Origin of the sequence: Klebsiella sp. RCJ4, from assembly GCF_009025755.1 — a bacterium.
GTDB classification, from domain to species: domain Bacteria; phylum Pseudomonadota; class Gammaproteobacteria; order Enterobacterales; family Enterobacteriaceae; genus Klebsiella; species Klebsiella michiganensis.
The window spans coordinates 29,146-53,953 of the sequence record NZ_WCIN01000021.1; the positions used below are offsets into that span (position 1 = coordinate 29,146).

Genomic DNA, 24,808 nt, shown 5'->3' on the forward strand with positions numbered 1-24,808 from the left:
TCAGGACTCAGGATGACCGTCGATCGCTGCCTGAAGATCCCGGTACTCCTCGCAGCTATGGCCGCACAGCGTGGCGATAGTTTTCAATTGCTCTTTTGCCAGGTCAGGACGGCCTTTCGCCAGCCATGCTTCACCAAGGTATTCACGTACTTTGGCATAGGTCGGATCGAGCGCGATTGAACGCTGATAGTAGCCGATGCCCTCATCGGTACGGCCCAGCTTACGCGTGGCATAGCCCCGGTAATTCCAGGCTTCCGCGGTATCGCCATTTTTCAGGGTGTTGAGCAGGTCCAGGGCCGCCTGGTACTCCCCTTTTTTGGCCAGATGATAGGCATAACGCGTTTTATCTTCATCGCTGAGCTGGCTTGTTTTTTCAGGTACGCACTGTTTTTTCGTGCTGTCATACACCTGTCCGCTGGGGCAGTCCGGCGTTTTGCTGTTGGTACTATTGTCACCTGCGGCCAAAACCGGCGTGGTCAGCAGAGCAAACACCACGGGCAGCAGCAGACGTTGATTAATGGCGGAATGTAAAAACGACAACGTGTTCATAGTGAACTCCGGGTTAACGAAAAGAACGGCAAGGCAGCATACGACGCGGTATGCTGTCCCGTAGCAGATAGTGAGGGAAAAGCGCGCAGCAAATATGACCGGCCCGCCGCTTTTTTTCAGGGGCGTTCCCCGCTCCAGCGGCTCCCGGATATGTGCAATACGTTTTTTCGTTTTTTATCGCCGGGCTCAGGTACGATCCTTCTTCGCGCCCTCGTATGAGTATATATCCCCGTTTATTCCTTCACATTTCTGGCGACGCAGCGAAGAGGTGTATCTGGTCGCCAAAGATCAGTGATAGCCAGCGCCGGGCTGACGTTGACGGAACGGCCCGGCATGCCCCTGGCCTCTGACGCGGCAAAACGGAGGCTTTAAAAAACCTAACGGGAATGTCACTCAGCTAAAAAACCACCATCAATGGGATAAACGCCTCCGGTACAGAACGCTGATTTATCTGACAACAAAAACAATATGAAGTCTGCGATTTCCTGCATTTTTGCCATCCTTTTCATAGGGTGGCTATTTGCGAAACTGCGTACGATATTTTCAGGGAATTCGCTTATTCGTGGGGTTTGGACATAGCCCGGAGCGACGGCATTGATGCGAATGCCTTGACATGCAAACTCCAGCGCTGTGGTTTGGGTTAAACCAATTATACCATGCTTAGCGGCGGTGTAAGGCGCCAGCCCAGGAATGCCAACCAGACCATTTACTGCAGATAAATTAACGATAGCGCCCCCCATCTTCATCATCTGAAGTATCTCGTATTTTAGGCAGTAAAAAACGCTGCTCAATGAGGTGGCAATGACCTTATCCCAGTTTTCAACTGTCTGCTCTGTTATCTTTTTACCATGCTCACCTGTTATGCCTGCATTATTGACAGCATAATCAAGCCTGCCAAAATAGTTGATAACGTCATCTATCATTTGCCGTACTTGTTCGGGCTGTGACACATCGCATCCGATCCCCATTGCTGGTTGTCCCTGTGAAGACAATTGTTTCGCTTTTTGTTTCGCCTCCTCTGACGAGCGGGACACAATGACGACCTTCGCGCCATGTTTGTGTAATTGCTCTGCGACTGCCTCGCCTATACCTGCAGTGCTGCCGGTGATAACAGCCACTTTATTTTGAAAATTCATAATCCCCCCTATGACGTAGCATTGAGTCTTACATCTGAGGAAGTATACAAATTCGCAGTGACAGTTTTTGTCAGTACTCTTTCTCCAGGCCGATCCCCTCTTTCATTCTCCATTTATTCAATAAAACTAACCTGCTTTCACTATACCTGGAATCCAGCGGCACAAAGCCTTGTATTTTGTCCGTTCTAAAATGACGGAAATCCTTTCTCATTTCACACCATGCAACCAAAAGCCAGCATGACTCCATATATACCAATGCGATGGGCCATATGACTCGAGAAGAGTTAACATTGCTCTTATCACAATACTTTATTTTGATTCTCTTTCGTTTTTTAATCGCATCACGCAAGTCTTCAAAAAACACCTCATTCTTTTCTGTGGGACCGGTCAGATAGGATTGACTCTCAATAAGATTTTTTAATTCACCGGGAATAACGGCATGTATTTTAGCAAGCGCATTCCTTGCGTTTTTTTTGAAATCATGATCCGTATTATGAGAAACCCAATTTAGCCCAAGTATAATAGCATTAATTTCTTCATGAGAAAGATTTAAAGGCGGCAAATGAAAGTCAGACTTAACGATATAACCAATTCCAGCCCCCCCTTCAATGCACACGCCTTGCTGCTGTAGCGTTTTTATATCTCTGTAAAGGGAGCGCACGCTTATTTCTAATCTTTCTGAGAGAGCGGAAGCCGTGATCGGATATCTTTGCGCCCTTAATATCTGTAGTAATTCGAGAAGCCTTTCTGTTCTGGTCATGCTGATAAATCCATCTTGATCCTGAGACGATATCTTAACGCCTATGTTGGATAAATATCTTAGTATAAAGCAAACGTACATGCTTAAGCTGAGTGGCTCCCCGTTGTTTAATACACCGCGACAGGACATGGGGTGAGTTTGGTAGGCAGCGCTTTGTGCCAGAAGCGGACATTATCGCTGGATAATATCCAGAAACCGGCTTCAAACGTTCACCATGCTACACTTTCGCCCTGAATCAGATAAACAAACGGGTATTCACATTGGATAACGGATCTCAAATACGATGAAAGTGATATGGGTGAGGCACGCAGAAACCGAGTGGAATCATAGAGGGATTATTCAGGGGCATCGCGACAGCTTCGTAACCCACCGCGGTATGCAAGAAACAGCGGCGTTACTGACAGCGCTGACGAAAGAGGCATATCCAATAGAATGTGTTTACAGCTCCCCGCTTGGGCGCGCCTTGCACATGGGGCTGAAGCTGTCTGAAGGTCTTGGCTGCCCGTTAAAAGTTGAAGAATCTCTTAAGGAACAGTCCTTTGGTTGCTTTGAAGGGATATCTTTCGATCACTTCAGGCGAAACAATCCGCGTGATGCAGATGCGTTGCTCTCCCTTGATGCAGCCTATTGTCCCCCGGAGGGAGAGTCGTTAGCCCAGGCGACTCGACGCGTGATAAATTTCTTACAACACCTGCAAAATACCAATGAACATCAGATCGTCTGTGTTGTTTCTCACGGGCATGTCAGTCAGGGCGTGCTGGCGATACTTAAAGAGGGGGCTCTCGATAACTTCTCTCGCTATGCTCACCCCAATGCGAGTTACTCTGTTTTCGATTTTACGGACGGCAAATGCGCCGCACTCAGATGGGGGATGGCTACCCACCTCATTCAACTTCAACGGTAAACGCCCATTAAGACCCCGGGGGTCCTGTGTGCCCGAGCGGGTATTAAATGCTGATACCTTTTTCATCAGTGCCTCACGCCATGGCGTGAAGCGTCGGCTGGCCCCGCTCTCACTTACGCTTTTTTACCTGGTGGGAAAAGCGCAGATTGCTTCAAAAAAATTACCGTATTTGGTATATTGTTGTTTATTGCTTACTCACCTCTGCGGTGCCAAAAAGAACAAGATTCACCGCTACCCAGGATAAGAAAATGTTAGATTACCGCTTCCCGACAGCTTTGCAGATGGTTCTCAGCGTAGCAATGGCGGAGCAGTTGGGTGAACGTTCGACGAGCGCGATTCTGGCCTACGGCCTGGAAGCGAACCCGAGCTTTATCCGCAAACTCATGGTTCCTCTCACGCGTGACGGCATAATTGTCTCAACGCTTGGCCGCAACGGCTCTATTCATCTCGGCCGCCCGGCGGAAGAGATCACCCTGCGCGATATCTACGTCTCCGTTATCGAAGATAAAAAACTGTGGGCGTCGCGCCCTGACGTCCCCGCCCGCTGCGTGGTCAGCGCGAACGCGTGCTGGTACTTCAAATCTATCGCCGATGAAGCGGAGCAGGCTTCGCTACAGGTACTGGCACGCCACACCGTGGCAAGCGCGCTGGAAGAGGTGAAAAAAGCCGATACCAGCGGGTGCGATCCGGTGCCTGAACTTATCGCCAAATATAAAGAAGCCCATTAATTTTCCTTGAGCGCAAAAAAAAACCGCCTTCACAGTGAAGGCGGTTTTTTGTTATCTGCCGCACCCTACGCCGGCGAAACGTCCTCAGCAGGTTTACCGCGCGTCACGAATTTACGCAGCGTCACGTAAAACACCGGGGTCAGGAACAGACCAAACAGCGTCACCCCCAGCATCCCGGAGAACACCGTGATCCCGGTAACGCCGCGCACTTCCGCGCCCGCGCCGTGGCCGAGGATCAGCGGGATGGTCCCGGCAATAAAGGCGATAGAGGTCATCACAATTGGACGTAAACGCAAGCGACACGCCTCCAGCGCCGCTTCCATGATCCCTTTCCCCTGAATTTCCAGCTCGCGGGCAAACTCCACGATCAGAATCGCGTTTTTACAGGCCAGCCCCATCAGCACCACCAGCCCCACCTGTACGAACACGTTGTTATCGCCGCCGGTCAGCCAGACGCCAAACAGCGCGGAGAGCATCGTCATCGGCACGATAAGAATCACCGCCAGCGGCAGCGTCCAGCTTTCATACAGCGCCGCCAGCACCAGGAACGCCAGCAGCACCGCCACCGGGAAGACGATCAGCGCCGTATTGCCCTGCGTGGCCTGCTGGAAGCTCAGATCCGTCCATTCGATATTCATCCCGTTCGGCAATATCTGGCCGGACATTTTCTCCAGCTGCGTCATCGCCTGCGAGGAAGAGAGTACGCGCGGATCGGCATCGCCAATCAAATCCGCCGCCGGATAGCCATTGTAGCGAATCACCGGATCCGGCCCGTAGGTGGTGCTGATATTCACCATACTGCCGATTGGCACCATTTCGCCCTGATTATTCCGCGTGCGCAAATTGGCAATATCCTCCACGCTTTCGCGGAACGGGCCGTCGGCCTGCGCCATCACGCGCCAGGTCCGGCCGAACTGGTTAAAATCATTGACGTAAGACGATCCCAGATAGGTTTGCAGCGTACCAAACAGATCGGTGAGCGACACGCCCTGCGCTTTCGCCTTATCACGATCGACCTGGACATCCAGCTGCGGCACGTTAGCCTGGTAGGTGGAGATCGGGAAGTGCATCCCCGGCGTCTGCATAATGGTACCGGACATCGCGTTTACCGCGCTTTGCAGCGCACCATAGCCAAGACCTGCCCGGTCCTGAATATAGAGCGAATAGCCGGAACCCTGGCCGAGCCCTAAAATCGGCGGAGGCAAAATAGAGAAGCCAAAGCCCTGCTGGATTTGCGCGATTTTCGCGTTGATCTCAGCGTTAATTTCCGCAGCCGAATGTTTACGCTGGTCGAACGGCTTCAGGCCAAAGAAGACCGTTCCGGTATTCGGCGTATTGGTGAACTGCAGCGCGTTAAGCCCCGGAAACGCGACCGCGTAATCCACACCTTCGGTATTCATCCCGATTTCGCTCATTTTGCGGATCACCGCATCGGTGCGCGCCAGCGAAGAACCTTCCGGCATTTTCACGCCGCCGATTAAATACAGTTTATCCTGCGTCGGTATAAATCCGCCGGGTACCGCTTTAAACATGACGCCCGCCGCGCAGAGCAGCAGCACATAGACCACAAACACCGCCCCGCGTCGTCCGAGCGTTTTTCCCACCAGCCCCTGATAGCCGTTCGAGCTGCGGTGGAAAAAGCGGTTAAACGGACGAAAAATCCAGCCGAAAAGACGGTCGATAAGCCGGGTCGGGAAGTCTTTTGGCGCGCCGTGCGGTTTTAGCAGCAGCGCGGCCAGCGCCGGAGAGAGCGTCAGCGAGTTGATGGCGGAGATCACCGTGGAGATGGCGATCGTCACCGCAAACTGCTTGTAGAACTGGCCGGTCACGCCCGAGAGAAACGCCATCGGCACAAACACCGCGCACAGCACCAGCGCAATGGCGATAATCGGGCCGGACACCTCACGCATCGCCTGATGCGCCGCGGCGAGCGGAGCCAGCCCTTCCTCGATATTTCGCTCGACGTTTTCCACCACCACGATGGCATCATCCACCACGATGCCGATGGCCAGCACCAGCCCGAACAAGCTCAGGGTATTCAGCGAGAAGCCCAGCAGGTAGAGAATGCTGAAGGTACCCACAACCGAAACCGGTACCGCGATCAGCGGAATAATCGACGCGCGCCAGGTTTGCAGGAACAGGATCACCACCAGCACAACCAGCACCACCGCTTCCAGCAGCGTTTGCACTACCGCGCGAATGGAATCGCGAACAAATACCGTCGGATCGTAAGGCGCCGCCCATTTCATATCCTGCGGGAAACGCTTCGACAGCTCGTCCATTTTGGCGCGCACCGCGTTAGACAAATCGATGGCGTTCGCCCCCGGCGACTGGAAGATACCAATTCCGACCGCGTCTTTATTGTTCAGCTGGGAACGCAGCGCATAGCTGCCGGAGCCCATTTCGATACGCGCCACGTCGCGCAGGCGGACGACCGTACCGTCCTGCGTTGTTTTCAGGACAATATTGCCAAACTCTTCTTCGGTATGCAGGCGCCCCTGGGCGTTAATGGAGATCAGGAAGTCGCTCTCTTTCGGCAGCGGCTCGGCGCCAAGCTGCCCGGCGGAAACCTGGACGTTCTGCTCCTGCATCGCCGTGACCACATCCGACGCGGTCAGCCCGCGCGCCGCCACCTTGTTGGGATCGAGCCAGACGCGCATCGCGTATTCGCCCGAGCCGAAGATCTGAATTTGGCCGACGCCGGGCAGGCGCGCCAGTTCATCCTTCACCTTCAGCGTGGCGTAGTTACGCATATACAGGGAATCGTATTTACCGCCGGGCGAAAACAGATGCACTACCAGCGTCAGCGTCGGCGACTGCTTCTGGGTGGTGATCCCTAAACGCCGCACATCTTCCGGCAGACGCGCTTCGGCCTGCGATACCCGATTTTGCACCTGAACCTGCGCCTGATCGGGATCGGTACCCGGACGGAAGGTTACGGTGGTCACCAGTACACCGTCAGAACCGGCGACGGACTTCATGTACATCATATTTTCAACGCCGTTGATCGCCTCTTCCAGCGGCGTCGCCACGGTCTCGGCAATCACTTTCGGGTTGGCGCCCGGATACTCCGCGCGCACCTGCACGCTGGGCGGTACGACGTCAGGATATTCGCTCACCGGCAGCAGCGGGATGGCGATTAATCCGGTGATAAAAATCAGAATCGACAGAACGGCGGCAAAAATCGGCCTGTCGATGAAAAAACGGGAAAAGTCCATGGGTTGGATTCTCAGGTCAAGGGATCAGTTGAGGGCGGTGCTGGCGGTCATGGCCACGGTTTTCGCGTTAACCGGCATGCCCGGCATAAACACTTTCTGTAGACCATCGACAATGACTCTGTCGCCCGGCTTCAGCCCCTGCTGCACGATGCGCAAACCGTCGGCCAGACGGCCCGGCGTAATATCACGGCGCTGCGCTTTACCCTCTTTATCAACGACATAAACATATTTGCGATCCTGATCGGTCAACACCGCTTTATCATCGATAAGCGTGGCGTTGAATTCCGCGCTGCCCGGCAGGCGGACGCGGGCAAAGAGACCCGGCGTGAACTGACGCTGCGCGTTATCCAGCAGCGCGCGCATCCGGATGGTGCCGGTGCTCGGCGTTAACTGATTATCCAGAAAATCCACTTTGCCCTGATGGGGGTAGCCCTCTTCGCCAACCAGGCCAATCTCCACCGGCAGCGCCAGGTGATTGCTGGACGCGCCCTGCCCGCTGCGGGCGAGATTTTGATAATGGAGGTAGGTCGACTCGTCCACGTCAAAGTAGACGTAAACCGTCTTCTGCGACACCAGCGTGGTGAGCACGCTGGCGCTGTCGCCGGCGGTGACGAGGTTACCGCTGGTGATCAATGCCCGGCTGGCGCGGCCATCGATAGGCGCGGTCACTTTGGTGAAGTCCAGGTTAAGCTGCGCGGCGTCGACTGCCGCCTGCGCGGCGCGAATGTCGGCCTGCGCCTGAGTGGCCGCGGCGCGGCGCTGCTCCCACTCTTCGCGGGAGACCAGGTTGGTATTGACTAATTTATCGGTACGGTTAGCCTCGCTTCGCGCCAGGCTGGCCTGCGTTTTGGCTCGCGCCAGCGTCGCCTGCGCCTGTTCCAGCGCGGCGCGATAGGTTCTGTCATCGATAGTGAACAGCACCTCCCCCTTTTTCACCTCCTGGCCGTCGGTGTAATTCACTTTGTCAATGTAGCCGGAGACGCGGGGTCGCAGCTGGACGCTTTCCACCGCTTCAATCCGACCGTTAAAGCTGTCCCACTGACTAATGGATTTGACGACCACATCAGCGGCGCTGACGGCGGGCGCCTGCGGCGCGGCGTTTTGCGCGACGCCCTCATCGCATCCAACGAGGAACGCCGAGAGCAGCATCACGCCCGGCACAGTCAGATGAAAGTTACCCCAGTATTTTTGCAGGCTCATTATTTTTATTCCGGTATTGGTAGCCGCCGGGCAAGACGCAGCGGAAGACACCGCGCCACTTCCTTTGTCCGGGCTGGCTTAAGGCCATTTGTGTCGTTCATCGCCACAAAAATGTAACAGTTGCGAATACACTATCGCGGCGATTGTAGGAAGGCGCTAAATTTAGTGCAAGAATAATTGTTGCACTTTATGTGCTATTCCTGGCGCCTAAAAATGGCGCGTTTCCGGCATGGATTTAAATGCAACAATAAAACTTGCAATTAACGCGAAAACGGGCCACCTTTAAATGCAACAGATAAAGATGCTTTTTTTAGACGCTGCGTAGAGGTACATCAGATGAACACTGGCGCATTCATTCACGATTTACTCGACTGGATCGACAACAATCTTGATAGCCGTCTGGACATTGGCACCGTCGCCAGGCGAGCAGGCTATTCGAAATGGCATCTGCAGCGGCTATTTAAGGAGCATACCGGTTATCCTCTCGCCGAGTATATTCGCGCACAAAAGCTACAAAAATCGGTCGAGCGCTTAGCCCACAGCGACGAACCGATTTTGAACGTGGCGATCGCCCTGGGCTTTGACTCCCAGCAGTCCTTCAACCGCAGCTTCAAGCGTCAGTTCGGCCAGGCCCCCGGCGCATGGCGCCGCAGCATCGGCAACCCGGATACGACGGGATTACGCCAGCCGACCCCGCCCTTCTCTGACTAAATTTTGCGCTCGCCGCGGCGCTGTGGCCGCGGCGGATATTAAGCGCCTCACTCCGCATCCAGCCTGCGCGCCGCTCAGGGATCTGCCGTCCTTCGACCGGCAAAATAGTGCGCGGGCGTGCTCCCCATCGTTTTTCTGAACATGGTGATAAACGCGTTGACCGACTCATACCCCAGATTAGCCGCCACGTTTTGCACCGATACCCCGCTTGCCAGCTCCCGCAGGGCAATAATCAAGTGCAGCTGCTGACGCCATCGCCCGAAGGTCAGGCCGGTCTCGCGCAGCATCAGGCGCGCTAATGAGCGCTCGCTGAGCGCCAGCCGTTTCGCCCAAACTTTAAAGGTGCTGCGATCCTCCGGGTGGCTGACCAGCGCATCCGCCATGGCGCGGATCTTAGGATGCGCCGAAACCGGCAGGCTCAGTTTCTGCTGCGGCATGGTGGCCAGCTCATCGAGCGTCACTCTGGTCAGCCTGCCGACATGGCTCTCCGCGGCGTAATCGACGTCCGCATTCGTTAAGCGGTCAACTAACGCTTTAATCAGCGGCGAAATCGCCAGCGTGCAGCATTTCTCCGGCAGCGCGGCGGCGCCGGGTTCAATAAACAAATAGTTGAGATGCGCATTCCAGGTCGCTTTGGCGCTGTGCGGGATCCCGCCGGGGATCCACACCGCGCAGTCTGGCGGCACTATCCAGATATCGTTTTCCACACGACAAATCACCGCCCCATAGAGGGCAACGATCAGTTGTCCCTTACGGTGGGTATGAACCGGCACTTCTGCCGCGTAATCAACGAAATCAATATGCCGCGCGACGGCAGGGCTCGGCGTGCTATCGGGATCAAACAGGGTATGGGCAAGTCTGGTTGGCATCTCATTGGCAACATTTAGGTATTTTTTGACAGAATAGAGTATTTAAGGAGACGCGCAAAGCGGGAATAATTCCCGGCATGAGCACATTAACTTCCCATCACAGCCGTTTTTTACACGCGATAAGCCGTTGGTCAGGCCGCATAGCCTCTCCCTCGCTGCTGAGCGACGCCCATGCCCTGCTCTATTCCGTCAGGAGTTTTGCCGCCGCGATGCTCGCCTATTACGTTGCCCTGGCGATTGGCCTTGAACGGCCCTCATGGGCCATCATCACCGTCTACATCGTGTCGCAAACCTCGGTGGGCGCGTCCCTGAGCAGAAGCCTTTATCGCCTGGCCGGTACCGTGGCCGGCGCGGGGGCCACGGTATTGATTGTGCCGACGTTTGTGAATACGCCAATTCTCTGTAGCGTGATTCTGGCTGGCTGGATCACCTTCTGCCTCTATTTATCCCTGCTTGAACGCACGCCCCGCGCCTATGCCTTTGTGCTGGCCGGTTATACCGCAAGCCTGATTGGTTTTCCCGCCGTCGCCGATCCCGGCACGGTGTTTAACATCGCCCTCATCCGGGTACAGGAAATCGCTATCGGTATCGTCTGCGCCGCGCTGATTCACCGCTACATTTTACCTGCCCGGATATCAGGGCTGTTCAACAGCAAATTAGCCCAGACGCTGCACGCCGCGCGCCAGCGGATTGCCGACACCCTGGCAGGCAAGGCCGACGCGCAGTCAGAGCCGCTGCATCTGGCGCTGGCGCTACAGTTTCTGCAGGGCATCAGCCACCATATCCCGTATGATTTTGCCCTTTCGGTTCCGGCCCGCCAGGCCAGGAAAGCGCTCCATGACAGGCTGGCGCGGTTAGTGATTGTCAACGGCGAAGTACGCGATCGTTTGCAGACCATCGCCGAGATGCCCGCCGCGATGCAGACTCTACTGAATGACGTGCAGGTCTGGCTGACCTGCGACGATACCGGCCAACGCAAAAACGCCGCAGAAGCGCTGCACCAGCGCAGCGCCCAGTTAGCGCGGCGGCTCGCGGCGCAGGCGCTGACCTTTGAAGATGCGCTGCGGGTAAATTTCTTACGCTACATCGCTGAGTTGATTACCCTCCTGCAACAGTGTGAGCGGCTTTCGGAGGCCATTCATCACGCCAGACCTGCGCCAGCGCAGGCGGAAGATCGTGCGGCGACAGGATACGTTTTCCATCGCGATCCCCTCAGCGCCGCCCGCACGGCGCTGGGCGCTTTTGTCATCATTCTGAGCGGCTGTCTGCTATGGATTTACTCTGCCTGGCCCGATGGCGGCACGGCGGTGTCGATTCTCGGGGTTTGCTGCACGCTGTTTGGCAGTTTCGACACGCCGGCCCCGCATATTGTGAAATATATTATCGGCTCTGTCTGGGGCGTAGTGATAAGCCTTATCTATAGCTTCGCCCTGCTTCCTCCGCTCAGCGATTTCCCCGTGCTGGTGGCGGTGCTTGCCCCGGTCTATCTGCTTGCCGGATCGCTGCAGGCGCGGCCCCCCACGACCTTTATGGCCATGGGGATAACCCTGACGCTGCCGGTACTGTGCGAGCTGGGCGCGCGCTACAGCGGCGACTTCGCCGACGCGGCCAACACCGCGATCGCCCTGTTTTTCGCGACCGGCTTTGCGGTTATCGGCATGAGTCTGCTGCAAACCGTACAGGCGGACGCGGCGATAAAGCGTCTGCTGAAACTGTGCCAACGCGATATTCGCCGCAGCGTGAGCGGCGTATTTAAAGGCGATGAAACGCACTGGACCAATCTGATGATCGACCGGGCCGCCCTGCTGCTACCACGCTTGCCGCGCAGCGGGCAGTCCTCCGCCCGGGCGCTCGATCGCCTGGTGCACTTTCTGCGCATAGGCCTCTGCGTGATGCGCCTGCGCCGTTGCGAAACGCCCGCCGGCAGCGATATCCACGATGTCCTTTCTCGTCTTACCCGCGCAACGGAGACCGAAGCCTTACGCGAGCGCATTGCCGCCATGGTGGGCAGCTGCTTGCCCGCGAGGGATGAACAATCATGCCGGTTTATCGACCGACTGGTCGATCTGCACTGCGCGTTACGGACGCAGAACGAGGAACCCACCCATGATAAATGACATCAATATCGGGGGCGTTTTTATCCCCGGACTGCTGCTGACCGCGCTCATTGCCCTGGTCTGTACGCTGTTACTCGTACCGCTTTTCTCCTGCAGCAGGCTTTACCGCCGCTTGCCCTTACGCCCGCTGCTTGATGTTTCAACCTATATCGTGACCTTTTTCCTGCTTTTGCAGGGCCTGACCACACTGGGGTTATTCGCATGAAATCTTTTTTCTCTTTGCTGGGCCGTTACGCGCTGACGTTAATCGCAGTAGCGGTAGCGGCCTGCGTGGCGTTTATTTTCTGGAAACAGTATGCGCAGACGCCCTGGACGCGCGATGGCCGGGTTCGGGCAGATGTGGTGCAGATTGCGCCGGATGTTTCCGGGCCGGTGAGCAGCGTGGCGGTGCGGGATAATCAGTGGGTTAACCGCGGCGATGTGCTTTATGCCATCGACCCGCGCTGGCTGAAGCTGGCGGTGCTCAGCGCGCAGGCCGACGTCGAAGCAAAACGTCATGAAATGCTGATGCGCCAGGATGCCGCCCGGCGACGCGCGCTCATCAAAGGGGTCATTTCCGGCGAGGATATCCAGCAAACAGGCAGCGCAGCGCGCGTCGCGGCGGCCAATTATCAGGGGGCGCTGGCTGCGCTGGAACTGGCGCAGCTGAATTTATCCCATGCAACGGTGCGCGCCCCGGTTACCGGCTACGTGACGCATCTTCGGCTCCGCCCCGGCGACTACGCCGCGGCGGGGGAGACAAAGATCGCCGTGGTCGATGCGCACAGTTTCTGGGTGGTGGGCTATTTTGAAGAGACTAAGCTGCGTCATATTCGCGTCGGGAGCGCCGCACACATTTCTCTGATGGGGTTTGACCCGCTCATCACCGGGCACGTGGAGAGTATCGGCCGGGGGATCGATGATAGCAATGACGAGACCGGCGGGCTGGGACTACCGGATGTCAATCCCACCTTCAGCTGGGTGCGACTTGCGCAGCGAGTCCCCGTTCGTATTCAGTTAGATAAGATACCGGAAGGGATTGAACTGGTGGCGGGACTATCCGCCAGCGTTTCCATCCTGCCTGAAAGCCCTGACGGCGGGCGTAGCGGAGGATCGGGCTACGTGGCTCAGGCTATCCACCCATAGTGGACCCGAGACTCAATGAGGAAACGACGCTTCCTGCAAAAATATCTGGCCCGAATATACCGAACTCGATATTCTATAATGCTTTGTATTTTTTGTGAACAGGAAAAAGTATGCTTAGTACGTTACCCGATTTACACAGAAGTTTTGCAGAGCAACTCAAGCTTAACGTTCAGTCTGACGCCCGGATTCACTCCCTGCTCGCGGGCGGATCGCTTATTCATGGCGGATTTGATAAATACTCCGATTTGGATTTTGTCGTTGTAGTAGACCCTCTTTACTATGATGAAATCATGGCGCAGCGTGTGGCGTTCGCCGGAACTGCAGGCAACCTGCTGCATGCGTTCACCGGGGAACATGTCGGAGAGCCTCGCCTGCTGATATGCCTGTATGGCCCTGAACTCCTCCATGTCGATCTGAAATTTGTCACCCTGGACATGCTCACTCAACGCGTTGAGGAGCCGGTAGTGTTATTTTCTCGCGATCGCCATGCCCTGGAGCGACATCTGGCACAATTTCGTGCCCAGTGGCCTGACATGACGCCGGAGTGGTTTGAGTCCCGAGCCTGGATCTGGCTTCATTATGCGGTGGTTAAACTGGGAAGGGGCGAACTTTTCGAAGCGATGGGTATGCTGTCATTCTTCCGGGAGCAAGTGCTGGGACCGATGCTGTACCGCCGCGCCAATCTACCGCAGCGTGGGGTTCGCCGCATTGAATGCCACAATATCGATCCTGAGGGCCTGCTGACCTCCACGCTGGCCACGCACGATCGTGACTCCGTCAGCATCGCCATCAGAAAGGCGGTTGACGCTTATATCAATCTGCGCGCTGATGCGCTGCCTGAAAATATCGCGGACGATGCGGCACGACGGGCGCTCCTTGCCATGCTGAAAGCGTATTCTGAACGGGTTTAAACGATACTTCCGGCCGCTTACATGGCCGGAATGTAAAACTATCGTGGAAGATGCCGCCAATACTCAAATCCCAGGACAAACACCGCTATCCGGGAAACCACTCGCGACCAATGGAACTCTCGTCAGAGAGTCTGATACAAATCATTGGAGACCGGCTTATCGTTCAAAGCAGCCCATCAACATCTGAGCGCTAAAATTTTTACTTGATGTGCCATATTTCCCGTTTTTCAGGCGGCCCCTCATGAGTCTGTAAACCCCAGGGGGGGTCATCTGAATGGATAAATAGAGTATCCAGGCATTGCGGGCGCGTGATAAATTGCTGCCTGTTGATGCAGCTATGCTATATCAGGCCGGCGACAGCATCGTCATGTCCTTACCGCGATCACAACTGGGCGGGCATTTATTCATATGAGAAAGCCACGCTCGGGGAGGGTCGCAATAATGGCTGATTCAGGACACGATAAACCTGCTGCGTTGTCATTAAATATCGGCAATAAAATAAGACGACTGCGGCAGTCACGGGGGATTTCGTTAAACGACCTGTCTAAATTGTCAGGGGTTTCAAAGGGGGCATTATCCAAACTGGAGTCAGGATTTTCCAGCCCCCGTGTCGATACGTTGGACGCTATCGCCACTGCATTACGTTTACCGGTTGGCGATTTACTGAGCGGCGGCAGCAGGATATATCCCTGTTTTGATAAGCATCGTCCCGCACCGGGCGAATATTCACAAATGATGAAATTCCGCATCGGCCCCGGCAATACCTCCGAGATATGGTTGCTGCAAATGGAGCCGCAGGTCACCATCCACAGCCCCGGGCATTCAGACGGGTCGCATGAACATATTCTGGTTCACAGCGGCACCCTGCATCTGCGCTTTAGTCAGTACGAAGTCATCACATTAGAACCCGTGGATTTTTACGCTTTCTCCGCGCAGGTTGCGCACACATACAGCTCAAAAGAGACGGCGATTAGCGCAACGGTGGTGATGACTCACCTCGAGCCAGGTTAACTCCTCTACGCGATTACCTGGCCAGGAGCCCTCTGATAAAATGCCGAAGAGCGGACATGTGTTCACTTAAAGAAACAAAAACGCTCTCCTGAAAGCCAGGCGGAAAATTCTTTTATAAATAAAATGAAGTAAATTCAGCCGACTGATTTCGTATTGATAAATTATTGCGCCCGTAACCGGGAAACCCATTGTTCTGCGTGCGGGCTGACTGTATTGTTATTTCGAACAACAGCACCGGCTTCCCTGCGCTGTATTTTCCGCAATGCGAAGCAGTTGTTAGCGCCAGAAAGCTGGCCATGTTACGGCCAATTTATCTTTGGTCCGCCGGAGTTTTTTTAGCAATGAATATCAACCTTCCGGTAGCGCACCGCGCTACCATTGTCGGTTCTTTTACTATGCCAAATAAATCCATCTGGATTATATATGTGACGGAGAAGATGAGTGCATAAAGTTAATTTAAAAGAAAGTTTTGCTCTGTTCAGCGAATGCTGGAGCCCCAAAATTGTCGGCGAAATTAATAACGAGTATGTCAAACTGGCTAAGTTAGCCGGAAAGTTTGACTGGCATCATCATGAGCATGAGGACGAGCTTTTTCTTGTTATCAGCGGCCGCTTGCGAATGGGGTTAAGAACGGGCGATATCGTGCTTGAAGCGGGTGAGTTTATCATTGTGCCGAAAGGAACCGAGCATTGTCCTGAAGCGTTAACTGAAGAGTGCTGCGTCGTTTTACTTGAGCCAAAAACGACGCTGAATACGGGCAATATCGTCAATGAACGTACTGTACATGAGCTGGATAGACTATAGTCGCGCCTCCTGACGTCTCAGAACGTTCTGAACGGAGAGATTTCCTTCCCCGTCAGGTTTGGCGGGGCGTGAGAATCTGTTTTATCAGGAGTCAGTCACCATTACTCCCCTACCGCCGCGAGTTTCGGCGGCGGCAATCATTGTTGGCTGAACTGACTTCATTATTTGCTAACCTTCATTTATTACTTATTCATTAACTATCAGGGACAGAAAAGATCATAGAGCGGCTTTTCCCTATAACCTCAAATAAAAATCGATTCCACTATATTAACTGAACGAAGCACGGCTCTTGCTGCCAGATATTTACCATGACAAGGCGCGGTAAACCAGCGTCCGCTCCCCGCTCATTGCAAACCCTGGCTTTGTTCAGTCTGGCTGTTGTGTGCCAGAAGCGGATGTCTTACGCCTGTTCTTGCCTTTAAATACAAATGCCGCAGGTCAACAGGTTATGATTTTTTAGCTGTGAAAGAGATAAAAATCGCTGATGCCAGATGAAAGATTTTAATAATGATGGAATCGGATGTTGTTCGTAATGACCTTTAATTTGGAATGAGATATAACGTGCTCCGAAGAAAATTAACATTCTCATAACGTAATCAGGATTAAGCAAATGAAGCAGGTTGGCATTGTTGGTTGGCGAGGAATGGTCGGTTCTGTTTTGCTACAGCGAATGATCGAAGAGAACGACTTCGACAATATATCAGCGCATTTTTTCAGCACCTCCAGTGCAGGAGCCGCCGGTCCTGTCATTGATGGCGTCAGCTACACACTTAAAGATGCTAATTCTGTAAGTGCGCTGGCCGAAATGGACATCATCATCACCTGCCAGGGCGGGGATTATACCAAAGCAATATACCCTGCTTTGCTTAACCATGGCTGGGAAGGCTACTGGATTGACGCGGCTTCAGCGCTGCGGATGGATGAGAAAGCCTGCATTATTCTCGACCCCGTCAACCGCAACAATATCGATCGTGCAATTAAAGAAGGTATTAAACTTTTTGTCGGCGGCAACTGTTCCATTACGCTGAGTCTTATGGGGCTGGCTGGGTTGATAAAGGCTGACTTGATCGAATGGATGAGTGTGATGACCTACCAGTCCGCATCGGGTGCTGGTGCACAGTATGTACGGGAACTCATTGCGCAAAGTGCTTACATAAGCCGCCATTTATCTCCGGATGAGCTGGCATCCTCAGGTTCAGTGCTTCCGTTAGTTAATAAGGTCAGTGAATTGATTAACAGCGCTGATATGCCGACCCAGAACTTCGGTGCACCTTTGATGGGCAGCATCATTCCCTGGATTGACAGCGATTTAGGCGATGGCAATAGCCGTGAAGAATGGAAAGGTGAGGCGGAAACCAACAAAATTTTAGGCCTGTCTCCCGGTACGATCCCGGTAAACGGCTTATGCATACGCGTCGGCGTGATCCGCTGCCACAGCGCTGCTATAACCCTTAAGCTCAAGCGTGAAGTCAACGAAGAGGAATTTGCCGAATTAGTGATGAATTCCCACCCCTGGGTTAACTATGTGCCCAATAACAAGGAAGAGAGTGTCAGTACCCTGACACCGGCCTGTATCAGCGGTTCGCTTAAGGTGGGTATTGGTCGTTACAAGAAAATGTCGCTAAACAATGAACCGATCTACTCGGTCCTGACGGTCGGCGATCAGCTATTGTGGGGAGCAGCGGAACCATTGCGCCGCATGTTGAATATTTTGGCTGGAAAAGCTTGAATCATATTATGTGGACAAAACACCTCCCCCTAAACTCAACGGCATAAATATAAGCTGTATACGGAGCACTTGATGGTCACCACACATGTTTTTATCGCGGTCAGTCTTGATGGTTATATCGCCCGACAGGATGGCGATATCGACTGGCTGTTGCAGCGCGATGACCCAACAGAAGATCATGGCTATGCCGCATTCATCGCGGACAAAGATTGGATCGTGATGGGCCGGGGGAGCTATGAGAAAGCGCTGACTTTTGACCAATGGCCTTACGATCGACCCGTGCTGGTTCTCTCCCGACAGCTAACCGATACCGCCATTCCCGAGGCGCTGAAGGGCAAAGTGCAGCTCTCAAGCCGCACGCCGGGGGAAGTGCTTGCTGACCTGGCGGCGCAAAACGCGCATCGCGTCTATCTGGATGGCGGGCAGGTAATACAGTCGTTCCTGCGTGAAGGTCTGGTCGCCGATATCGTTATCACGACCGTTCCTGTCCTGCTCGGTTCGGGAAAACCATTGTTCGGATCCCTGACCAGGGATATCGATTTGACGCTGTTATCAAGCCGCAGCTTCCCTTCGGGACTGGTGCAGTCGCACTATCGGCTGACGTCATAAACGGCATATAAACCTGACGGCGGCCTACGCTAAAGCAATAGTACCGCCCTGCCAGCGGTACTGAATGTTACTGATATAATCACAAAATAGATAAAAGAGGTGACGCATGGGTACTGACAAAATAGCTACGCTGTTTAGATACAAACGCTGGATAGATATTGAAACGCTACAAGCGATTAAAAGAATTGATGCGTCTGCGAATGCAGAAAAACACCATCTGACGCTCAGATTAATGAATCACATACATGTGGTTGATATGATCTTCCGCGCTAACATTACCGGCCAGAAGCACTCCTACACCGCACTGAACACGCCAGAGACGCCCTCTGCCGATGAGCTTCTGAGAACGATGACTGAATGTACAGACTGGTATATTCAATACGTCAATGCTATGTCCCCCGTTGACCTTGCTGAAACCATTAAATTCCAGTTTGTCGATGGCGGACCGGGTGAGATGAAGGCGGTCGATATGCTCAATCATGTGCTGTTTCACGGAACATATCATCGCGGCGCTGTAGGTTGGCTACTTTCAGAAAGTGGTGTAACCCCACCCAAGGACGTACTGACCGTCTTTCTAAGAGATCATAACCACGAGTAACCGAGTCATATCAATTTTCCCCCTTAGCCCTTACAGCAAAAAATTAAGGAGCTTCAATTCCCTCAGTCAGTGAGTGAAAACCTTTCGCCGCAAGATGGGCGGGGCCTCGCCCGCCCTGCCGCCGCTACCGCGGCCAGACCTGCGGAAACTCATCGGCGACAAGCGGCTCTCCGTCGCGAAGCTTAAGCCCCGGAAACGGCGGCGACGTCACGCCGCCACGGTCGGCGAATGTCGCATCATCCCCTACCCAACGGGCGGAAAATACCCGCCGCGCGCGGGCGGTTGAATTGCCCTTTGCCCCATGCAGCGTGCGGAAATGAAAAGCGACCGCATCGCCCGGCTCCAGCGCCCAGCTGACGATATCGTAATCCTCCTGATGGGCATCAATGTCCGGCAGCTCTTTAAAGCGCGAATGGGAATAGAGCTTTGAACCGTTAAACCGCGTTGGGCTGAACTCATCGTCCCAGCGATGGGAACCGCGAATACAGCGCAGAGAAATCGTCTCCGCTACCGGATCGAGCGGGATCCACAGGCTGACATTCTGCCGCCCCTCCACGCAGTAATAGGGCTGATCGTGGTGCCATGGCGTTACCGTACTGCCGCCGGGCTGTTTCACCAGCGTGTGCTCGTGGAAAAACTTCGCCGTCTGCGACCCCATCAGCGCCGCGGCGATCTCCGCCGCCGGCGACTGAAAAACAAAATCGCGAAATTCCGGGATTCGTTGCCAGTTGCAATAGTCCTGAAAAAACGGCGCCGAGCCGTCCTCGGGGATCACCGTTCGCGCGTGACCGTACTCGCTGGGGTTCGCCATCAGCGCGGCGACGCCGCGCGACAGGCTCTCGATCCACGGCGTGAACACGCCTTTAAGTAGCACGACGCCGTCGGCCTGCCAGCGGTCGATGGTCTGTTGATCAATAAGCGGGGAGTTCGGGTTTTGCATAGTCGCCATCCTGTGTTGATAAATCAGCGAAGAGAATCGGAGGGATCGGCGCGCATCCAGGCGCAAAGGTTTTCCAGCATCGCCATACAGCGTTCGGTCTGGGGGATGCTGATATATTCGTCCGCCTTGTGGCCCTGAGCCATGCTGCCCGGCCCGCAGATCAGCGTCGCAACGCCCGCCTCGTCAAACAGGCCGCCTTCGGTACCGTAGGCGACGGTGGTGAAATCATCGCTGCCGCACCACTGCGCCAGCCAGCGGGCGAACTCTGACTGCGGGTCGCTCAGCAGCCCCGGATAGTGGCTCAGCGTCTGGAAATGAATATCGCTGCGCTGCGCCACCTTGCGCATCGCCGGAAGCAGCTGCTCGCGGGCATAATCGCCCAGGGCGTCGGTCACGGCCTGCGGGCGCGTGCCGGGTAAATAGCGAATTTCAAAGTCGAACCAGCAGGATTGCGGAACGATATTCAGCGCCGCGCCGCCGTGAATCGTCCCCACCTGCAGCGTGCCCGAGGGCGGCGAAAACCGGCTATCCTGCTGCTGCGCAAGGCTTTCACCCAGCGCGTCCAGCCGGGAAATCAGCCTGGCCGCGTAGCTGATCGCGTTAACTCCTTCCGGGGCGTAGGCCGAGTGGCAGGCGTGTCCTTCCACGCGGCAGCGCACCGCGAGCTTGCCTTTATGGCCGTAGACCGGGCGCATGTCGGTCGGCTCGCCGATAATGCACAGCGCCGGTTTGCCGGCGGAGGCGCGGAGAAAATCCACCAGACTGCGCACGCCCAGGCAGCCAACCTCCTCATCATAAGAGAACCCCAGGTGCAGAGGCATCCGCAGCGGCGCGGCAAGAAACGCCTCCAGCGACGCCAGCACGCAGGCGATAAACCCTTTCATATCCGCGCTGCCGCGACCGTAGTAGCGCCCGTCGCGTTCGGTAAGGGCGAACGGCGGCACCGTCCACGCCTGACCATCCACCGGCACCACGTCGGTATGGCCGGAGAGCATCACCCCGCCGGGGCCGGTTGGCCCAAGGCGGGCATAGAGGTTTGCCTTGCGCCCTTCGTCGTCATAAAACAGCTGCGACGTCACGCCGCGCGCGCGCAGAAAGTCGCCGATCCAGGCAATCAGCGCCAGATTCGACTCGCGGCTGGTGGTATCAAACGCCAGCAGCGCGCCGAGGATCTCACGCACGCGGTTATTCATCGCCCGGCACCCCGTAGGTCGGCGCTTCGCGCGGGTCAAGCGCGCGGGTGATATACGCTTCCATCTGCGGCTCGTAGGCCAGCCACAGCGCTTCCAGCGCCGCTACCGGGCGTTCTTCCGCCCAGTCGACGCGTAAATCCACCACTGGCCAGGCGTAATCCTCCACGACTTTAAGCGCCGCCGAGTGCTCCGGCCCGGCTTCGCCGCCCGCATCGATACCCGCCTGCAGAGCCGCAATCAGGCGGCTGGCCAGTTCGCCGCTGGCGGCTTCGAACGCCGCCGTCATGGCGGTAATCACCTGCGGGTTGGCCAGCATATTCCCCGCCGCCACGCAGTTCTCGCCCTGCGCCAGCTGCCAGATGCCGAGCGTATGTTCGCCGCTGAACACGGCGCTCTCGCCGCTGGCGTCGATGACCGCCACCTGGCGATAATCGCTAAACCGGTCTTCGCCCAGCGCCTGCGTCAGGGCCTGCTGCGGCGTGAGCCCCGCCTCAAGCCCGGCAAGGATCTGCGGTCCGAGCGCGGGCAGCGTGATGTTCTGGCTGGACACCGCGCCAACGCCCGCCAGCAGCCACGGGCAGCGGGCGCCAACGGCAATGCTGGATGAGCTAATCGCAATGCCCAGTTGACCTGACTCCGGGCACAGGGCGGAAATAGAGAGGGTCATGGTGCCTCCTGCGCATGCCAGTCGTCAGGGATCACCGCCGTGACGTCAATTTCCATCAGCCACTGCGGCTGCGCGAGAGCCGATACCACCACGCCGGTCGAAATGGGAAACACGCCTTTGAGCCATTTCCCCACCTCCTGGTACACCGGTTCACGGTAGCGCGGGTCGATCAGATAGGTCGTCGTTTTCACAATATGCGTCAGATCGCTGCCAGCCTCTTCCAGCAGCTGTTTAACGTTCTTCATCGCCTGTTCCGCCTGGGCACGCGCGTCGCCCAGCCCAATCAGATTGCCGTCAAAATCGGTACCCACCTGGCCGCGAACGTACACGGTGTTTCCCGCGCGCACCGCCTGGCACAGATCGTTATTGAGCGTCTGATTGGGATAGGTTTCTTTGGTGTTAAACATCCGAATACGGGTATGGGTTGGCATAGGTTACGTCCTCAAATCAGGCATTAGCAGGAAGGTTGATAGCGTTGATACTGGCGCTGAATGGCAATCTGGTCGGCGATATATTTCGCATCGTGCCAGACGCCCCAGATAAAGGTTGAGCCACGGCGGGAGAGCCACGGCAGACCGAGGAAATAGACCCCCGGTTCGCTGGCGACGCCGCGGTGGTGCTGCGGGCGCTGCTGTTCATTAAAGGCGTTGACCTTCAGCCAGCGGTAATCGGTGGTATAGCCGGTAGCCCAGATAATGCAGCTCACCCCCGCGGCTGCCAGGTCGAGCTCGGTGAGGGGCTGGGTCAGGCAATCGGGGTCGGGCAGGAAAAAGCGCGCTTCCGGCTCTTCCGGCAGCGACAGCCCGTTGCGGGCGATATACTCATCCGCGGCGTCGAGCAGCGCCAGATAGGAGGCGTCGCCAAGACGAATGTTGTCCGCCAGATCGGCACGGAAAACGGCTTTGCCCTCGGTAAAGCCGTGCGTCTGTCCGACCAGGGTAATTCCCTGGTGCGCCAGTTGGCGAAAATCAACGGTATGACCGCCGCGCGCGCCGCTGACCGCAATCGTCACGTGCTCTTTGCCGGGCTGATTGGCCGCCGCATCCCACAGCCCTAACACCCCCAGCCACCAGCAAAAATCGCGCTGGCGGTAGCGGCGCGGCGGGCGATCGTGCGCGCCAACGGAGAGCCATACCGCGCGCCCCGCCCGGCGGAGCTCATCGGCGATTTGCACGCCGGACGACCCCGCGCCAACCACCAGCACGCCGCCTTCCGGAAGCTGCTGCGGGTTGAAATAGTGTGCGGAATGAATCTGCTGTACAGCGCTATCCTGCGGCGCGATGGCCGGTATCACCGGGCGCTGGAACGGCCCGGTGGCGGCGACGATACGCTGCGCCTCAATCACGCCCAGTGACGTTTCCACGCGAAACCCCGGACGGCCGTTTAAACGCTCGGCGCTAAAGACCTCAACGCCGGTTTTGATCGGTGCATTAAAGGTTTTGGCATACGCGGCGAAGTAGTCGGCGATCTGCTCTTTGGCGACAAAGCTGTCGGCGTCGCAGCCGGGAAAGGTCATGCCGGGAAACCGGTCGTGCCAGGCCGGGCCGTTGGCCACCAGCGAATCCCAGCGGCCGCTGCGCCAGGCCTCAGCGATGCGCTTTTTTTCCAGCACCAGATGCGGAATGCCGTGATGCGTCAGATGCTCGCTCATGGCGACGCCCGCCTGCCCCGCGCCTACCACCAGGGTATCGATCTCTGTAATCTGCTCTGTCATATCTGTGTCCTTCAAGCACGGTTGTCCGGCTTATCCGCCGGGATTGACAGAACTCAGGTTAAGTAAGTGTGATGAAATGGTAAATTATTATAAAACGATCGTCTGAATAGAAATTTACGAGGCTGAATAACGCGACAAGAAAATAACGCTTGCGGTCGCGTTAATTAAATTACGCGTGCTGATGCGGCGTTAATTCTATGCTGCGGCAATAATCCATAAATAGCTGCGTCGGACGCGTGGGTTCATTATTGGCAAGATGCGCCATAATTAATGTCGATGCGGGCATTTCGTCGGCAATATCCAGCTGCACCAGCTTTTCGCCGTCATAGGTCATATCGCACAGCGGACGGGTAACCAGTACCGAAAAGCCTAATCCCTGCCCGACCATACAGCGCACCATTTCTATGGACGGCGAACTGTAGGCCACTTCCGGGTGATAACCTTTCTCTTTAAATATCGAGACAAAATAGTTTTTGCTGGGGACCGCATCGAGCAAAATCATCGGTTCCCGGCTTAATTCCTGGAGCGTGACGCATTTTTTCTGCGCCAGCGGATGAGAAGCGGGCAGCAAAGCATAGGGTTTATGCGGGGCGTTCAGCAGCTCTTTATGAATGGAGTGACCCAGTTCCAGGTCGTAGACCAGCGCCAGATCGAAGCGTCCGCGGTGCAGACCGTGCATCAGTTCATGCTGTTCGCCGTCGTAGAGCTGGAGAGTAATTTCGGGATACATTTTTTTAAATCCCGCTACCAGTTTTGGCATATACAGCGGCGCGACGGATTCAAAGCAGCCGACGGAAATCGTCCCGGATACCAGCTCTTTATCCGCCCGCGAGTTCTGCTCAAACTCATAGGACAACCGCAGCAGCTCTTTGGCTTTATCGTAGAAGCGCCGCCCGCTTGAGGTCAGGGATACGCCCTGCGCATGGTGACGAATAAACAGCTGCTGGTCGAAGGTACTTTCGAGGTTTTTAATCGCAATAGAGATCGACGGCTGGGCAATGTGCAGCTGACGGGAAGCCTCAGCGATACTCTCCGTTTCCACCACCGTCACGAAATATTTAAGCTGTTTGAGGGTAAATCGGTTCATCGCTTCACCATTGATAAAATATTGTCTTATTACGAACGGGCTTAGTTTTACGATAAGCAGCCTGCAAGCATCGTGCCATGCCGTTTGCGCTTTGCCTCGTCGGCAAATAGCCGTCGTTTCTATTTAATAAACCACCCTCTTTTTTGCCTGATTTCGCGTATTGCACCATAAAGCATCGCCCTGCACCTTATTCGCCCGCGGCGCGCCCCAATATTGCACAAATTGTCA

General features: G+C 55.5%; 24 protein-coding genes. 12 read left to right on the forward strand and 12 right to left on the reverse strand.

All coding sequences use genetic code 11. The features are described from left to right. The 3 genes from F8562_RS06000 to F8562_RS06010 form a co-directional block, all read right to left on the reverse strand. Positions 1-549 carry a tetratricopeptide repeat protein gene (locus tag F8562_RS06000; RefSeq protein ID WP_014838337.1) on the reverse strand — a complete coding sequence of 183 codons (549 nt, stop codon included), beginning with the start codon at positions 547-549 and terminating at the stop codon, positions 1-3. A 389-nt stretch (positions 550-938) separates the two neighbouring features. Further along, complete coding sequence (locus F8562_RS06005; protein ID WP_042934086.1) at positions 939-1,685, reverse strand: SDR family NAD(P)-dependent oxidoreductase; 747 nt, start codon at positions 1,683-1,685, stop codon at positions 939-941. A gap of 70 nt (positions 1,686-1,755) precedes the next feature. Continuing rightward, positions 1,756-2,445, reverse strand: coding sequence for a helix-turn-helix transcriptional regulator (locus F8562_RS06010; protein ID WP_032720791.1), 690 nt, complete (start codon positions 2,443-2,445; stop codon positions 1,756-1,758). Positions 2,446-2,728: 283 nt separating this feature from the next. Between F8562_RS06010 and F8562_RS06015 the strand changes: the two genes are divergently transcribed. Then, complete coding sequence (locus tag F8562_RS06015) at positions 2,729-3,349, forward strand: histidine phosphatase family protein (protein ID WP_042934085.1); 621 nt, start codon at positions 2,729-2,731, stop codon at positions 3,347-3,349. Between the two features lie 248 nt (positions 3,350-3,597). Next, complete coding sequence (locus tag F8562_RS06020; protein WP_004121015.1) at positions 3,598-4,077, forward strand: RrF2 family transcriptional regulator; 480 nt, start codon at positions 3,598-3,600, stop codon at positions 4,075-4,077. A 65-nt stretch (positions 4,078-4,142) separates the two neighbouring features. Here F8562_RS06020 and oqxB read toward each other — a convergent pair whose 3' ends face one another. Beyond that, complete coding sequence (gene oqxB, locus F8562_RS06025; protein ID WP_014229160.1) at positions 4,143-7,295, reverse strand: multidrug efflux RND transporter permease subunit OqxB; 3,153 nt, start codon at positions 7,293-7,295, stop codon at positions 4,143-4,145. A gap of 24 nt (positions 7,296-7,319) precedes the next feature. Next, entirely contained in the window at positions 7,320-8,495 is a 1,176-nt protein-coding gene (locus F8562_RS06030) for an efflux RND transporter periplasmic adaptor subunit (RefSeq protein WP_042934084.1), read from the reverse strand. A 336-nt stretch (positions 8,496-8,831) separates the two neighbouring features. On the opposite strand from F8562_RS06030, the gene F8562_RS06035 reads away from it, so the two are divergent. After that, positions 8,832-9,206 (forward strand): helix-turn-helix domain-containing protein, encoded by a 375-nt coding sequence (locus F8562_RS06035; protein ID WP_004850429.1) that lies wholly within the window; start codon positions 8,832-8,834, stop codon positions 9,204-9,206. Positions 9,207-9,280: 74 nt separating this feature from the next. Here the strand turns inward: F8562_RS06035 and F8562_RS06040 are convergent, their stop codons facing one another. Beyond that, entirely contained in the window at positions 9,281-10,075 is a 795-nt protein-coding gene (locus F8562_RS06040; protein ID WP_014838333.1) for an AraC family transcriptional regulator, read from the reverse strand. A gap of 77 nt (positions 10,076-10,152) precedes the next feature. On the opposite strand from F8562_RS06040, the gene F8562_RS06045 reads away from it, so the two are divergent. From F8562_RS06045 to F8562_RS06085, 9 genes are all read left to right on the forward strand, one after another. Then, complete coding sequence (locus tag F8562_RS06045; RefSeq protein WP_014838332.1) at positions 10,153-12,192, forward strand: FUSC family protein; 2,040 nt, start codon at positions 10,153-10,155, stop codon at positions 12,190-12,192. Beyond that, on the forward strand, positions 12,182-12,397 hold the full coding sequence (locus F8562_RS06050) for a DUF1656 domain-containing protein (RefSeq protein ID WP_014229155.1): 216 nt from the start codon (positions 12,182-12,184) through the stop codon (positions 12,395-12,397). Before F8562_RS06045 ends, F8562_RS06050 begins: the two co-directional genes overlap by 11 nt. Next, positions 12,394-13,317 (forward strand): HlyD family secretion protein, encoded by a 924-nt coding sequence (locus F8562_RS06055; RefSeq protein WP_032720798.1) that lies wholly within the window; start codon positions 12,394-12,396, stop codon positions 13,315-13,317. Before F8562_RS06050 ends, F8562_RS06055 begins: the two co-directional genes overlap by 4 nt. Positions 13,318-13,427: 110 nt before the next feature. Next, positions 13,428-14,228 (forward strand): hypothetical protein, encoded by an 801-nt coding sequence (locus tag F8562_RS06060; RefSeq protein WP_014838330.1) that lies wholly within the window; start codon positions 13,428-13,430, stop codon positions 14,226-14,228. A 441-nt stretch (positions 14,229-14,669) separates the two neighbouring features. Continuing rightward, positions 14,670-15,239: an XRE family transcriptional regulator gene (locus F8562_RS06065; protein ID WP_151891893.1), complete on the forward strand. Its 570-nt coding sequence runs from the start codon at positions 14,670-14,672 to the stop codon at positions 15,237-15,239. 441 nt (positions 15,240-15,680) lie between these two features. Beyond that, entirely contained in the window at positions 15,681-16,043 is a 363-nt protein-coding gene (locus F8562_RS06070; protein ID WP_014229150.1) for a cupin domain-containing protein, read from the forward strand. 610 nt (positions 16,044-16,653) lie between these two features. Then, entirely contained in the window at positions 16,654-17,772 is a 1,119-nt protein-coding gene (asd, locus tag F8562_RS06075; protein ID WP_014838326.1) for an aspartate-semialdehyde dehydrogenase, read from the forward strand. A 72-nt stretch (positions 17,773-17,844) separates the two neighbouring features. Continuing rightward, on the forward strand, positions 17,845-18,381 hold the full coding sequence (locus F8562_RS06080) for a dihydrofolate reductase family protein (RefSeq protein WP_009652973.1): 537 nt from the start codon (positions 17,845-17,847) through the stop codon (positions 18,379-18,381). A gap of 106 nt (positions 18,382-18,487) precedes the next feature. Continuing rightward, positions 18,488-18,979 carry a DinB family protein gene (locus tag F8562_RS06085; RefSeq protein WP_014838325.1) on the forward strand — a complete coding sequence of 164 codons (492 nt, stop codon included), beginning with the start codon at positions 18,488-18,490 and terminating at the stop codon, positions 18,977-18,979. 124 nt (positions 18,980-19,103) lie between these two features. Here the strand turns inward: F8562_RS06085 and F8562_RS06090 are convergent, their stop codons facing one another. From F8562_RS06090 to F8562_RS06115, 6 genes are all read right to left on the reverse strand, one after another. Then, positions 19,104-19,919: a phytanoyl-CoA dioxygenase family protein gene (locus F8562_RS06090; protein WP_014838324.1), complete on the reverse strand. Its 816-nt coding sequence runs from the start codon at positions 19,917-19,919 to the stop codon at positions 19,104-19,106. 23 nt (positions 19,920-19,942) lie between these two features. Next, on the reverse strand, positions 19,943-21,112 hold the full coding sequence (gene argE, locus F8562_RS06095; RefSeq protein WP_014838323.1) for an acetylornithine deacetylase: 1,170 nt from the start codon (positions 21,110-21,112) through the stop codon (positions 19,943-19,945). Further along, a complete protein-coding gene (locus F8562_RS06100) occupies positions 21,105-21,779 on the reverse strand; it encodes a DUF1028 domain-containing protein (RefSeq protein ID WP_014229145.1) in 675 nt (224 codons plus the stop codon). Before F8562_RS06100 ends, argE begins: the two co-directional genes overlap by 8 nt. Continuing rightward, entirely contained in the window at positions 21,776-22,210 is a 435-nt protein-coding gene (locus F8562_RS06105; RefSeq protein WP_014838322.1) for a RidA family protein, read from the reverse strand. The genes F8562_RS06100 and F8562_RS06105 overlap by 4 nt, the downstream gene beginning before the upstream one ends. Before the next feature lie 23 nt (positions 22,211-22,233). Continuing rightward, complete coding sequence (locus tag F8562_RS06110) at positions 22,234-23,493, reverse strand: flavin-containing monooxygenase (RefSeq protein ID WP_014229144.1); 1,260 nt, start codon at positions 23,491-23,493, stop codon at positions 22,234-22,236. 169 nt (positions 23,494-23,662) lie between these two features. Beyond that, positions 23,663-24,580, reverse strand: coding sequence for a LysR substrate-binding domain-containing protein (locus tag F8562_RS06115; protein ID WP_009653045.1), 918 nt, complete (start codon positions 24,578-24,580; stop codon positions 23,663-23,665). Positions 24,581-24,808: the final 228 nt, after the last annotated feature.

Coding starts and splice junctions, on each gene's coding strand:
- F8562_RS06000 (WP_014838337.1), bottom strand. CDS start 549: ATGAACACGTTGTCGTTTTTACATTCCGCCATTAATCAACGTCTGCTG.
- F8562_RS06005 (WP_042934086.1), bottom strand. CDS start 1,685: ATGAATTTTCAAAATAAAGTGGCTGTTATCACCGGCAGCACTGCAGGT.
- F8562_RS06010 (WP_032720791.1), bottom strand. CDS start 2,445: ATGACCAGAACAGAAAGGCTTCTCGAATTACTACAGATATTAAGGGCG.
- F8562_RS06015 (WP_042934085.1), top strand. CDS start 2,729: ATGAAAGTGATATGGGTGAGGCACGCAGAAACCGAGTGGAATCATAGA.
- F8562_RS06020 (WP_004121015.1), top strand. CDS start 3,598: ATGTTAGATTACCGCTTCCCGACAGCTTTGCAGATGGTTCTCAGCGTA.
- oqxB (WP_014229160.1), bottom strand. CDS start 7,295: ATGGACTTTTCCCGTTTTTTCATCGACAGGCCGATTTTTGCCGCCGTT.
- F8562_RS06030 (WP_042934084.1), bottom strand. CDS start 8,495: ATGAGCCTGCAAAAATACTGGGGTAACTTTCATCTGACTGTGCCGGGC.
- F8562_RS06035 (WP_004850429.1), top strand. CDS start 8,832: ATGAACACTGGCGCATTCATTCACGATTTACTCGACTGGATCGACAAC.
- F8562_RS06040 (WP_014838333.1), bottom strand. CDS start 10,075: ATGCCAACCAGACTTGCCCATACCCTGTTTGATCCCGATAGCACGCCG.
- F8562_RS06045 (WP_014838332.1), top strand. CDS start 10,153: ATGAGCACATTAACTTCCCATCACAGCCGTTTTTTACACGCGATAAGC.
- F8562_RS06050 (WP_014229155.1), top strand. CDS start 12,182: ATGATAAATGACATCAATATCGGGGGCGTTTTTATCCCCGGACTGCTG.
- F8562_RS06055 (WP_032720798.1), top strand. CDS start 12,394: ATGAAATCTTTTTTCTCTTTGCTGGGCCGTTACGCGCTGACGTTAATC.
- F8562_RS06060 (WP_014838330.1), top strand. CDS start 13,428: ATGCTTAGTACGTTACCCGATTTACACAGAAGTTTTGCAGAGCAACTC.
- F8562_RS06065 (WP_151891893.1), top strand. CDS start 14,670: ATGGCTGATTCAGGACACGATAAACCTGCTGCGTTGTCATTAAATATC.
- asd (WP_014838326.1), top strand. CDS start 16,654: ATGAAGCAGGTTGGCATTGTTGGTTGGCGAGGAATGGTCGGTTCTGTT.
- F8562_RS06080 (WP_009652973.1), top strand. CDS start 17,845: ATGGTCACCACACATGTTTTTATCGCGGTCAGTCTTGATGGTTATATC.
- F8562_RS06085 (WP_014838325.1), top strand. CDS start 18,488: ATGGGTACTGACAAAATAGCTACGCTGTTTAGATACAAACGCTGGATA.
- F8562_RS06090 (WP_014838324.1), bottom strand. CDS start 19,919: ATGCAAAACCCGAACTCCCCGCTTATTGATCAACAGACCATCGACCGC.
- argE (WP_014838323.1), bottom strand. CDS start 21,112: ATGAATAACCGCGTGCGTGAGATCCTCGGCGCGCTGCTGGCGTTTGAT.
- F8562_RS06100 (WP_014229145.1), bottom strand. CDS start 21,779: ATGACCCTCTCTATTTCCGCCCTGTGCCCGGAGTCAGGTCAACTGGGC.
- F8562_RS06105 (WP_014838322.1), bottom strand. CDS start 22,210: ATGCCAACCCATACCCGTATTCGGATGTTTAACACCAAAGAAACCTAT.
- F8562_RS06110 (WP_014229144.1), bottom strand. CDS start 23,493: ATGACAGAGCAGATTACAGAGATCGATACCCTGGTGGTAGGCGCGGGG.
- F8562_RS06115 (WP_009653045.1), bottom strand. CDS start 24,580: ATGAACCGATTTACCCTCAAACAGCTTAAATATTTCGTGACGGTGGTG.